The 12800-nt window shown below is 36.1% G+C and carries 9 protein-coding genes; 2 read left to right on the top strand and 7 right to left on the bottom strand.

The window, feature by feature from the left end:
• Window positions 1-35 precede the first annotated feature (35 nt).
• The 3 genes from DD649_RS00595 to DD649_RS00585 all read right to left on the bottom strand — a co-directional run bounded on the left by DD649_RS00595 (window position 36) and on the right by DD649_RS00585 (window position 2975).
• Window positions 36-929, bottom strand: coding sequence for an N-acetylmuramoyl-L-alanine amidase (locus tag DD649_RS00595; RefSeq protein ID WP_294101360.1), 894 nt, complete (start codon window positions 927-929; stop codon window positions 36-38).
• Window positions 930-1466: 537 nt separating this feature from the next.
• Window positions 1467-1736 (bottom strand): helix-turn-helix transcriptional regulator, encoded by a 270-nt coding sequence (locus tag DD649_RS00590; RefSeq protein ID WP_294101358.1) that lies wholly within the window; start codon window positions 1734-1736, stop codon window positions 1467-1469.
• Window positions 1737-2183: 447 nt separating this feature from the next.
• Window positions 2184-2975, bottom strand: a complete 792-nt coding sequence (locus tag DD649_RS00585) for an N-acetylmuramoyl-L-alanine amidase-like domain-containing protein (protein WP_294101355.1) — start codon at window positions 2973-2975, stop codon at window positions 2184-2186.
• A 341-nt stretch (window positions 2976-3316) separates the two neighbouring features.
• On the opposite strand from DD649_RS00585, the gene edd reads away from it, so the two are divergent.
• Both edd and DD649_RS00575 read left to right on the top strand, forming a co-directional pair.
• On the top strand, window positions 3317-5167 hold the full coding sequence (gene edd / locus DD649_RS00580; protein WP_294101353.1) for a phosphogluconate dehydratase: 1851 nt from the start codon (window positions 3317-3319) through the stop codon (window positions 5165-5167).
• A gap of 24 nt (window positions 5168-5191) precedes the next feature.
• Window positions 5192-5833 (top strand): bifunctional 4-hydroxy-2-oxoglutarate aldolase/2-dehydro-3-deoxy-phosphogluconate aldolase, encoded by a 642-nt coding sequence (locus tag DD649_RS00575; RefSeq protein WP_294101352.1) that lies wholly within the window; start codon window positions 5192-5194, stop codon window positions 5831-5833.
• Window positions 5834-6376: 543 nt separating this feature from the next.
• On the opposite strand, the gene aceK is transcribed toward DD649_RS00575, so the two are convergent.
• The 4 genes from aceK to metA form a co-directional block, all read right to left on the bottom strand.
• Window positions 6377-8116: a bifunctional isocitrate dehydrogenase kinase/phosphatase gene (aceK, locus tag DD649_RS00570; protein WP_294101349.1), complete on the bottom strand. Its 1740-nt coding sequence runs from the start codon at window positions 8114-8116 to the stop codon at window positions 6377-6379.
• Window positions 8117-8227: 111 nt separating this feature from the next.
• Window positions 8228-9535, bottom strand: coding sequence for an isocitrate lyase (aceA, locus tag DD649_RS00565; protein WP_294101347.1), 1308 nt, complete (start codon window positions 9533-9535; stop codon window positions 8228-8230).
• A 56-nt stretch (window positions 9536-9591) separates the two neighbouring features.
• A complete protein-coding gene (gene aceB / locus DD649_RS00560) occupies window positions 9592-11190 on the bottom strand; it encodes a malate synthase A (protein WP_294101345.1) in 1599 nt (532 codons plus the stop codon).
• A 365-nt stretch (window positions 11191-11555) separates the two neighbouring features.
• Window positions 11556-12485, bottom strand: coding sequence for a homoserine O-succinyltransferase (metA, locus tag DD649_RS00555; protein WP_336428572.1), 930 nt, complete (start codon window positions 12483-12485; stop codon window positions 11556-11558).
• Between the last annotated feature and the right edge of the window lie 315 nt (window positions 12486-12800).

Genomic DNA, 12800 nt, shown 5'->3' with positions numbered 1-12800 from the left:
CACTAAGATGATTAAACAGTTACGAAAAATACGAACTAATCCCCATGTTGATTAGAAAAGCTTTCTTCTGACTGTTTTTTCTGCTGATATGCCTTAAATCGTGACATATCGCGATATTTTTCAATCAACGCAAATACAATAGCTTCAGTTTCTGCATCTGCACGTCCGTCAATATCTCGAGGCCGGAAATGTAACTGGAAAGCGCGAAGAGTACTTTGTGTCTCCCTATCAAGTTTTCCTGTTAATGGTATTCCAGAGTAGCCATAAAATTTTAATGCTTTTTGTAATTGTAAGATATTCGTCGGCTCATTCACATTTCGACCCGCTAAATATTTAGTGACCGTTTTAGGATCAGGCCAAGCGCCAATGCCTTGTTGTGATAGCCGCTGCCACGGAAAAGCTCTTCCTGGATCTTGTTTACGTCGCGGAGCAACATCACTATGACCAAGAATATTTTCTGGAGGAATATTGTAACGCCGCATAATATCTTTAACTAACGGGATAAGCGCTACAATTTGAATATCATTAAACGGAGCCCACGTTTTATTCCCTTTTTTATCATCAGAGAAACCTCCGTTCACAATCTCAATACCAATTGAGCTATCATTCATACTAGTATGATAAAGCCAACGGCTATCTCCTGCATGCCACGCCTTTAACGATTCAGGAACCAATTGCAATACAATAGGTTGATTATTTTTCTGTTGCGGCTGACTTGGAATAAGATAATGAGAACTCACTTTGCCTTTTGTCAGTATCTTAATAGATTGCTCATCATCTGAAACAGTATAGTGCAGCACAACATACTGAATTCTTTCACTGGTATTTTTTGACGAGTAACTATGGTCGAGGTAATAACCTGTTTGTGATGATGGGCTTGAACACCCAATAAGTAAGAATATAATAAATATCCCTATTCCTTTGTACATCTTATCGTACCCTATTCCATTTCTATTAGTTGTTTATTTAAACATACAGTGCTAAATAACACTATAAAAAGGTGATATACCTTAGAAAAGGGTTTTTATAAAAACATCTGATACTATTTTTATACAACAATTATATATTCACCCCTAATGACCTAAAACAGTATTAGGTGATTATTTTAAATTTATACTTGTTAATTTAAAGCCTTATACTTCTCTAGTTTAAAGAACAACTTTCCTTTAAACGTTAAAAATAAAGGCTTATTTTTCAATCTCTGTGTGATTTTTATTTTAAAGATCACAACATAAACATCCAGTTAGTAATAAGTTATAGTAACAATACTCACTTTATATTATGACGACTTAATAATATATTATCTGGCGGTTATACTGTGATTACTAAGATAACTTAAGGAAAATTAAATAAGATTTCTTATCTACCCCATTACACATAACAATGGTAACTCATGTCAAGATTTCGGTTGTTATTTATAATTATACAATTTTATTTTTTAAAATCATAAAATATCGACAGGCTATTTAATCAGCAAGACATACTCCTTTTTCATACTCAACCTGTTTAGATATAAGACTCGTAATATCATCAATATCTATCTCTAAAAAAATAACAATTTCAATGAGTTTATCTAAACTTAACTTATTAATTCCAAGCTCATAACGAGAAATTTGTTGCTGACTTAAGTTAATAATTGCGGCTAACTCATTTCCCGACAAGCCTTTACCAACCCTAGCTTTACGTAAATGATTTCCTAATAATGCATAAATATTTTTTTTATCCGGTATATGCATACCTTCCCCCAAAAAAATAAAAAGAAAGACTTAGCTAGTATTATTCATTATAAAATTAATCCCTTACATTTAAAATAGTTATGAACAATCAAAAGTTAAAAATTGATAGGAATTAACCTTACTTTCTAATGAAGATAAGAGACATCCGTATTATTTTTAAGAGCAATCTATTGCTTTATAAATGAATTTTCCAATCACCTTAGTTTTATAGATAAAATAAAAAATCATTTATTATTCCGATAATTTAATATTCATTTACACTTTAAATAACACCAGAAATAATTAGTAACTAATACAAATAAATTCAATACATTAAATTTAACTTATTTTTATTTTTTAAAAATAAAGATAAGTTAATCTTTAGATTATGAATAGCTTATAGAAACTTATTAAACAAATGTTTTCATATGAAAATAATGAGTAAAGTATTAAATAATAGGCACTCAGTTAGTTTATGTCAGAGTAATAATCTAAACTTGACCTAAAAACAATAATTCCCACTTTATCATCTAAGTAATGCCTGAGCTCTACATCACTCACTTTTAAATTATGACGTAATGATGATGCATTTCTAAATACAACTTGCTTGTTTTCTTTAATCACAATACCAACATGGGTAACATCTAACCCCTGATTTTTAGAATATATCCCAATATAATCTCCCGTTTTTAATAATTCGATTAAACCTTCATCTACATAACGTGTCGGTATGTAGTTTATTAACCTAGCCTTAACGCCTAAACCAGAAATGAATGAACCTCCATTACCTTTCCAATTTAGTTTTTTCTCAATAGGAACTGCGTGTGAGCTAATCATTGTAGTGATATCAACGGCAATGGGTTTAGATTCTTGAGCCCAATCAGTAAAAAAGTGGCGTCTGTTACTAAAAGTAACTTGTTGGTCTATATAACGAATATTAATAAGATTAGAAATAAATTGTTGATAATTTTCAGCACGCCTAAACGCTTCCGTGTATTCAATGAAAGTCATGCAATCCATCGCATTCAAATCCACAATTAGCCGTTCTACTGATAATGGATTCATATTCAATGTACTCTTGCTATAAGGCGTGCTTAGCAAGGTCTGTGTGATAGCTTTAGTTTTCAGCTCTTGTCGGGTATTTTGACTCTCTACTAGTACATTTTCTAAAATTGAATAAGAACCCGATGTAAAAACCACATCAGCACTTACCCAATGAGAAGCTAAAAAGATAACCACAGCACCCACACATTTATACATCGTGCTTTTTTCCTCTTTTCATTACATATATTCCTCATCGTATGACAGATCAATAGACCTTAATTTTATGAATAAATTCATCTATTCAATATGAACATTTAATAATAAAACCCAATACTATTTTAAAAAGCACTAAAAATTAATTTTGATACAGATCACAGATAAGTTGGAATGATCATTTTTGTCATTGCAACATTTTCATTTTCATTCAACAATGTTACCGGTAACATTTTGAATACATTTATACCTGTATTGATTTATTAACAAATAAAATATTCATTAGTCACAACAAACACCCGTTTTGTAGACATATCATTTTTTAGTGGCATGGAGCAATTATTATGAGCAATAACAACCTTGTAGCGGAAGATTCTCCAGTTGTAAATAACGACATAATACGCATTACTCAACGTGTAATATCTCGGTCTAAGAAAACGCGAGAAGCTTATCTCAACAAAATTAAACAAGCTCGTAGCTCAACAGTACATAGAGCTGAACTTGCTTGCGGTAACCTAGCTCATGGTTTTGCAGCATGTGAAAGCAACGAAAAGAAAATATTAAAAAGCCTGACCCACTCTGATATTGCCATTATCAACTCATACAACGATATGCTTTCTGCCCATCGCCCCTATGATAGGTACCCTGAACAGTTAAAAACCGCTCTACTTGAAGCTGGCGCTATTGGGCAAGTCGCCTCTGGTGTGCCTGCAATGTGTGATGGCGTGACTCAAGGACAAGATGGCATGGAGCTCTCACTGCTCAGTCGCGATGTCATTGCCATGTCAACCGCGATAGGCCTTTCTCATAATATGTTCGATGGTGCCTTATATTTAGGTATTTGCGACAAAATAGTCCCAGGCTTAATGCTTGCAGCACTGTCATTTGGCCATTTACCCGCAATATTTATTCCTGCAGGGCCAATGACCACGGGGCTACCAAACAAAGAAAAGGTACGTATCCGCCAGCTCTATGTTGAAGGGAAAGTCGATAGGAATGCGCTATTGGAAGCTGAGGCCGCGTCTTATCACGGCATAGGAACATGTACATTTTACGGCACAGCAAATTCAAACCAAATGATGATGGAAGTGATGGGGCTACACCTTCCAGGTTCATCATTTGTTCAACCAGATACCCCATTACGAACAGCATTGACGAATGCTGCTGCACACCAAATTACGCGGCTAACTGAGCAATCAGGTCACTATTTACCCGTAGGACAACTCGTTGACGAGAAAGTCATCATCAACGGTATTGTTGCACTACTTGCGACAGGTGGTTCAACTAACTTAACGATGCATCTCGTTGCAATTGCTAGAGCAGCAGGCATTATTATCAATTGGGATGATTTTTCTGATCTTTCTGCCGTCGTACCGTTGATCTGCCGCATATACCCTAACGGACAAGCAGATATCAATCAGTTTCAAGCCGCAGGCGGTGTATCACTACTCATCAGACAGTTGCTAACAAAAGGCTTATTACATCCAGATGTACATACTGTTGCAGGTTTTGGTCTCTCTCGCTACACCTTAGAACCATGGCTAAATAATGGGAAATTAGAATGGCGTGAAGGCCCAGAAACATCTTATGATAATAAGGTCATTTCTGATATTAAACATCCATTTTCTCCCCATGGTGGCACTAAATTAGTCTCAGGTAATTTAGGTCGAGCAGTGATAAAAACATCAGCAGTCCCAGAAGAAAATCTAGTTATTGAAGCACCAGCTATCGTATTTAATAACCAAAATGATATTACACCTGCATTTGAATCCGGTGCGCTCAATCGTGATTGCATCATCGTTGTACGTTTTCAAGGCCCCTCCGCTAATGGGATGCCTGAACTGCATAAACTGATGCCACCCCTAGGCGTTTTAATGGATAAAGGCTACAAAGTTGCCTTAGTCACTGATGGCCGTTTATCTGGAGCATCAGGTAAAGTACCTTCTGCCATTCATGTCACACCTGAAGCTTACAATAATGGCCTTTTAGCTAAAGTAAAAGACGGTGATATTATTCGTGTAAATGCATTAACGGGCGAATTATCATTATTGGTCGATGAAAAAGACCTCATAGCCCGTCAACCTTATCAGCCAGACCTCAGTAATGAACGCATTGGCTGTGGTAGAGAATTATTTGGTGCATTAAGGCGAAACTTATCTGGCGCGGAAGAAGGCGCTTGCTGTATCGAGTTCTAATCTATTTTATTAATAGGATAACGTATGAATAATTGGAAAATGACCGCTAAAAGTGTACTTGAACAAGGCCCTGTTGTTCCTGTCATTGTCATCAATAAACTAGAACAAGCAGTGCCCTTAGCTAAAGCTTTAGTTAAAGGCGGAATTAAGGTACTTGAAGTCACATTACGTACTGAATGTGCTATTGATGCAATCCGTTTAATTGCTAAAGAAGTACCTGATGCAATTATCGGTGCCGGTACAGTAATTAACGCTCAACAGCTTATTGCCGTGACCGAAGCGGGTGCGCAGTTTGCTATTAGCCCTGGCCTTACAGATGATTTATTAAGTGCAGCGACGCAAGGAAATATTCCTTTGATACCTGGAATTTCGACAGTATCAGAGCTCATGCTAGGTATGCGCTATGGCTTAAAAGAATTTAAATTTTTTCCTGCTGAAGCTAATGGTGGCGTTAAAGCACTAAAAGCCATCGCCGGACCATTTTCACAAGTCAAATTTTGCCCTACAGGTGGTATTTCACTTGCCAACTATCGTGACTATCTGGCCCTAGATAGCGTGTTATGTATTGGTGGCTCTTGGTTAGTACCTGAAGAGGCTCTAACCTCTGGTAACTATGAAAAAATCACTCAATTAGCACAAGAAGCAATTTTAGGGACTAAAGCCTAAACTTTAGATCATCATAATATTAGATATTTAATGATTACGTCAAAAATCATTAAATAGAGAAGTTGTTAATTTTTACAGGTCGTTTTTTTTTATAAAAGCGTTTGAATTGAAAATCTTCATCTAATAATCAACGTAATCAAGATGAGAGGTTCACCACCTAGCCCAACTAGGTAAGAGCCTCTCAATGTAGAATAAAATAAGCAAAACATTTTTTAATCAAATAGATTTCAATCAAACATTTCTTAATCTTTATATGTTGTGAAAGCCAATAAAAAGGCTCTGCAACCTTTAATATCAAATGGTTATCACCAATAAGAATAATCACTTCCTAGCTATAATCATCATACGATAAGGTAGCATTAAAATTGTGCTCTAATCACTTAAATCACATTATGAATATCCAACAATTTAGTCGATGCCTGTCAGCTTTTAGCTAACTTACTCTCCCATACTCAGCAGATTAATTAGCTTATGAGTTTATACATGCCTAGCGCAATTGGCGCCCGTCACTGACATCCATCTAACACTTTTTTATTTTCATTTTTAATCGCATACCGTCTCAGTAAAACGGTGGCAAAAACGTAATGACTCACTATAAGCAAAAACATCTTCTACATGACCATTAATAATTCTGTTTTGTAATTCTTGCCAATAATTAGCAGAAAAAAGATTATTATGGTGCTGATATAAATAATCTCTAATATTGGGATTTTGACAGATAAATGATGCAAATTCTTCGGGAAAAACATCATGTTCCCCAACACTGTACCAAGGCTCCGCAGAGAGTTCCTGCTCAGGATACAAAGCCTCTGGAATATGACGAAAATTAACCTCGGTCATATAGCAAATTTCATCATAATCATAAAAAATTACTCGCCCATGACGCGTTACGCCAAAATTTTTAAATAACATATCGCCGGGGAAGATATTTGCTGCTGCTAGCTGCTTGATAGCACAGCCATACTCTTCAAGTACGTGATTTAGCTGTTCTTCATTCGCCTCATCCATATAAATATTAAGCGGAACCATTTTTCGTTCCATATAAAGATGACGGATCAATATCTTGTCACCAAGATCTTCTATTTTTGATGCTGCCTCTTTTTGTAATTCATTCATTAGCTCATCACTAATGAAACGTTTCTCAATAATAAAATTCTCAAATTCTTGAGTGTCAGCCATACGACCAACCCTGTCATGCTCTTTCACTAAGCGATAACACTCTTGAACCCGCTCTTTAGTCACATTTTTTTGTGGTGCAAATTCATCTTTAATTATTTTAAAAACGCGATCAAATGATGGTGATGTAAAAACCAACATAACCATACCTTTAACACCGGGTGCAATGGAAAATTGCTCACGAGAGAAATTAATATAAGCAAGATATTCACGGTAGTATTCTGTTTTACCATGTTTTTGACAACCAATTGCCATATATAATTCAGCGATAGATTTACTGGGTAAAATTTCTCGTAACCAAAAAACTAGCGCAGCTGGAAATGGCGCATAAACCATAAAATAAGAGCGAGCAAAGCCAAACACAATGCTTGCCTCATCAAATTCAATTAAGCATGTATCAATGTAAATTTTACTTTCATCATCATGATGTATAGGCAATAAAAAAGGGTGAACTTCATCATCAATATAAATTTTCCCCACTAACCAAGCGGCTTTATTTCGATAAAATAATTCATTGGCAACATGTAAGTTAATATTTTTATTTTCTATATGAGGAAATCGCCCTTTTAACGTTTCCATGATGCATTGAATATCAAAAGCTAAATCACGCCAATGTAACCTCAAAGATAAACCATTCAATATGGAAAACAGTAAACTTGATAAATTACCTTTAGACTTATATTCACGAGATAATGGGCGAGGTAAATAACGAAAACGTCTTGCAGGCTGCGAGGTAAAAATGAATAGATTCTCCTGCGTTAGTTTTCGATGCTGAAATAAACGGCAATAAACTGAATTAAAAAAACTTTCTGCAATTTCAAAACGAGGATAATCAGGCAAGAGTGTCACATAAACTTGCTTAATCTGTGACAGTCTATTCGGTGTCAAAGATTGAGTGAGTCCCATGCACTGCAATTGTGCGACAACTAAACCGACATGATGATCATAGAGTTGTATTCTTTGTTTCATCGCATACTGAACGCCATGCCAATCCGCATGTTCGAATCTCTCTTGCGCCCCAGAGGTAACTTCTAAGAATCGGCCATATTGAGCATCAAATCCTTGCAAGATAGTTTGGGCAATTATCTGTTCAGTCGCTAATGTCATTTTATCTCCCAATAAAAAAACAGGCACCGTGACGTGCCTTAAAAATAAACAGATACACCAAAACAACAGAGATTCAAAAATCAAAATAAAACCGATATCTCATCACTAAAACTAGAATTGTTCTTCTTCTGTCGATCCCGTTAATGCAGTCACAGAAGATGTTCCACCTTGTATCACTGTGGTCACTTTATCAAAATAACCAGTTCCTACCTCTTGTTGATGCGAAGAGAAGGTATAGCCTTTATTCATCGCAGCAAACTCACATTCTTGAACTTTATCAACATAATGCTTCATCCCTTCACCTCGAGAATATGCATGAGCAAGATCAAACATGTTAAACCACATGCTGTGAATACCCGCTAAGGTAATAAATTGAAAACGATATCCCATCGCGGAAAGTTCATCTTGAAAACGAGCAATCGTGGCATCATCTAAATTTTTCTTCCAATTAAACGATGGAGAGCAGTTGTAAGCCAGCAACTTACCAGGAAACTGTTCATGAATAGCTTCGGCAAATTGACGAGCCGCATCTAAATCAGGTTTTGACGTCTCACACCACACTAAATCAGCATAAGGGGCATAGGCTAAACCGCGGCTGATTGCTTGCTCAATACCTGCATTGGTACGAAAAAAACCCTCAGACGTTCGCTCACCCGTGACAAATTCAGCATCATAAGGATCACAATCAGAAGTCAATAAATCCGCTGCATCTGCATCAGTTCTTGCAATAAGAAGTGTTGGTACGCCAGAAACATCAGCTGCTAAACGTGCAGCAACTAATTTTTGAATAGCTTCTTGGGTTGGAACTAACACTTTTCCCCCCATATGACCGCACTTTTTAACCGCTGCGAGTTGATCTTCAAAGTGAACCGCTGCCGCACCTGCTTCAATCATATTTTTCATCAATTCAAATGCATTCAATACGCCACCGAATCCAGCTTCAGCATCAGCTACAATCGGTAAAAAGAAATCGATATATTCTTTATTGTCAGGTCCAATTCCATTCGACCACTGAATTTGATCTGCTCGACGAAAAGTATTATTAATTTTTTGTACTACAGACGGAACCGAATCAACAGGGTAAAGAGATTGGTCAGGATACATACTCGATGCTGTATTAGCATCCGCAGCAACCTGCCACCCAGACAAATAAACGGCTTCAATACCAGCTTTAGCTTGTTGTAAAGCTTGCCCCCCCGTTAAGGCACCTAATGCATTTACATAACCTTTTTTAGAACCACCATTTAGTTGTGCCCAAAAGCGTTCTGCTCCTTTACGCGCCAAAGTATGCTCTGGATTCACGGAACCACGTAGTTTAATCACTTCTTCAGCCGAGTAAGGGCGTGTGATGCCTTTCCAGCGAGGCTTCTTCCACTCATTTTCTAATTGAGAGATTTGCTCTAAGCGCGATGTTGTCATGGTTAATGTCCTTTATAAGAATATGTAAGGTCTATCGGATTATATTTACTGAATGATTAATCTATTAATTGGTAACCAGGTATAGTCAAAAACTCGATAAGCTCGTCTTGTGTCGTTATCCTACGCATCAAATCAGCTGCCTCACGAAAACGACCACTTTGGAAACGCTTATCACCAAGCTCTTTTTGAATAACCTGTAACTCTTCATCTAGCATTTCTTCAAATAGAAACTTAGTTACCTTTTCGCCATTAGATAAAACCTTGCCATGACGGATCCATTGCCAAATTGAAGTTCTTGATATCTCGGCTGTTGCAGCATCTTCCATCAATCCGTAGATAGGCACGCAACCATTACCCGTAATCCACGACTCAATATATTGTACCGCTACTCGAATATTAGCTCGCATTCCAGCTTCCGTTCGTTCACCGGCACAAGGCTGCAATAGCTGCTCTGCGGTTACTTCATCATCTGATTCACGAGATACCTGTAACTGGTTTTTATTTCCACCAAGTGCTTGATTAAAAACATCCATCACCGTATCGGCAAGTCCTGGATGCGCTATCCATGAGCCATCGTGTCCATTTTTAGCTTCTAACTCTTTATCTGCTTTTACTCTAGCCAAAATGGCTTGATTCTCTTGCGCATCCTTACTAGGAATAAATGCAGACATCCCCCCCATAGCAAAAGCACCACGGCGATGACAGGTTCTAATCAATAAACGAGAATAAGCGCTTAAAAACTCTTGAGTCATAGTCACAACCTGACGATCAGGCAATACTCGGTCTGAGTGTTCTTTCAATGTTTTGATATAACTGAAAATATAATCCCAGCGGCCACAATTTAAACCCACAATGTGATGGCGCATGTGGTACAAGATTTCATCCATTTGGAATACTGCTGGCAACGTTTCTATCAATATAGTGGCTTTAATTGTCCCTCTTGGTATGTTTACCATATCCTCCGCCAAGCTAAATACATCGCTCCACCACAGGGCTTCTTGCCATGACTCCAATTTAGGAATATAAAAATACGGACCACTTCCTTTTTCTAATAAGGCTTGATAATTATTGAAAAAATAAAGTGCAAAATCGAATAACCCACCAGGGATAGGTACACCGCCAAAAAGTACATGTTTTTCATCTAAATGCAGCCCACGTACTCGTGCAATCAAAACAGCAGGATCAGATTTAAGTTGATAAACTTTTCCATTATCATTGGTATAAGAAATATCGCCTTTAATTGCATCAGTTAAATTAATTTGGCCATCAATTAATTTTTCCCATGAAGGCGAAAGAGAGTCTTCAAAATCAGCCATGAAAATTTTCACATTAGCATTCAAGGCATTAATCACCATTTTCCGTTCTACAGGGCCAGTTATTTCAACTCTACGATCTTGTAAGTCTTCAGGTATATTCTGTATTTTCCATTGTGAATTTTTAATGGAATCACATTCCGAAATAAAATCTGGCAACGTACCTGAATCAATTATTTCTTGCCTTCCGATTCTATCTTTCAGTAATTGTTTCCTACGAACAAAGAAACGGTCAACTAATTCCGATAAAAAAGCAATAGAATCAGCATGTAATACCTTTTCATCTTGACGGGTAATATCTTTTATAAATGTTAAATCAGATATAGATAACTGCTGTTCCATTGGTCAATCCTCGCTCATGGCTAACTATGAATCAAGGATAGAATTAAATTCAAAATAAATCAAAAACGATTTCCATTTTAATTAAAAAATAGATTATCTAATTGATAAATAATAAATTTAACTCAATTAAAAAATTGACTTAACATTCCTTTACTTAAAATAAAAATGTTAAATATTCGTTAAATCAAGCGATTACGAAGGGAATTTTATTTTTGATAATTTATCTTAAAAATAAAAAAGCAGCTTTTTATTAGCTGCCATAACTCGGAGGGAATTAGTTAAATCAAACTTATAAACTAGTATAATTCAATTTATAAAAATATTGTCTAAGTAATGACAATTAAATTTAGAATTTAATATTGATTTCAATCTAATGTTGGTTGCATATGAGTAAGATCAAACGGTGTGATCTGGTACACAAAATAGTTTAGCCAATTTGAAAATAATAAATGCCCATGGCTACGCCAACTAACAATTGGATCATTGTTTGGATCATTATCCTTGAAATAATTACAAGGTAACTCAGGAGAGATCCCTGCATTAAAATCACGCCAATATTCTAAAGCGAGGGTATCTCCATCATATTCAGGATGCCCTGTCACAAAGGCTAAACGTTTATCTTTTGAAGCAAACAAATATGCACCAGCTTCCTGTGAGCTCGCTAGAATATCTAAATCAGTGTACTGGCGGATAAGATCTTCGGGAAAGTCAGCATAGCGTGAATGTGGTGCGTAAAATGAAGCATCAAACCCTCTAGTCAACAGCGAATATGGGGCTACTGTATCATGCTGGTAAACACCTGATAATTTCTCTTTCCTTGTCCATTTAGGTAATTCATATAAAACCTTTAGTGCAGCCTGTACAGCCCAACAAACAAATAGAGTAGATGTGACGTGAGACTTAGCCCATGCGATCACTTTTTCTATTTCTTGCCAATAAGCAACATCTTCAAATTCAACCAATCCTAAAGGAGCACCTGTAACAATTAGCCCATCAAAATTTTGGTCTTTAATATCTTCAAAGTCACAATAAAAATTATTTAAATGTTCTGTTGGCGTATTTTTAGATTCACGCTGATCAATCCGTAATAATTGGATATCAACCTGTAGCGGAGTATTTGATAATAAACGTAAAAATTGATTCTCAGTTTCAATTTTTTTTGGCATCAAATTTAATAATAAGACTTTCAAGGGGCGTATCTCCTGAAGACTAGCCCTTGTCGTGGTCATGACAAAAACATTCTCTTCACGTAAGAAATTCACTGCAGGTAGCTCGTCTGGTAAACGAATTGGCATCGTTCATCCCCTTTTATATACATTTATACGTTTAGACTTCTAGAATGCTAAATAATTTAACTAATGTTACGTACCTTGTCGAGCATTTCAAGGTCAGTTGAAAAAATTTCATACTCATAACCTTGTCCTATTAAGAACCCGAGTATATCAAAATTATATTCAATTGATTTTATACGTTTTTTATTCATCCATGATAATTTTTGTATAAACGATTATCTTAGACTTTTTTTGTATGAGATATGGCAATAAAAGCAGTAGAACGATTACCATTGAAATCTATAGATTAAAAAATAAGTGAGCTGTTACTTACTACTT

Origin of the sequence: Providencia sp. (assembly GCF_003533305.1) — a bacterium.
In the GTDB taxonomy this organism is placed as follows: Bacteria; Pseudomonadota; Gammaproteobacteria; order Enterobacterales; family Enterobacteriaceae; genus Providencia.
Note: the sequence above shows the minus strand (reverse complement) of the source record. Positions and strands in the feature narration are given on the sequence as shown.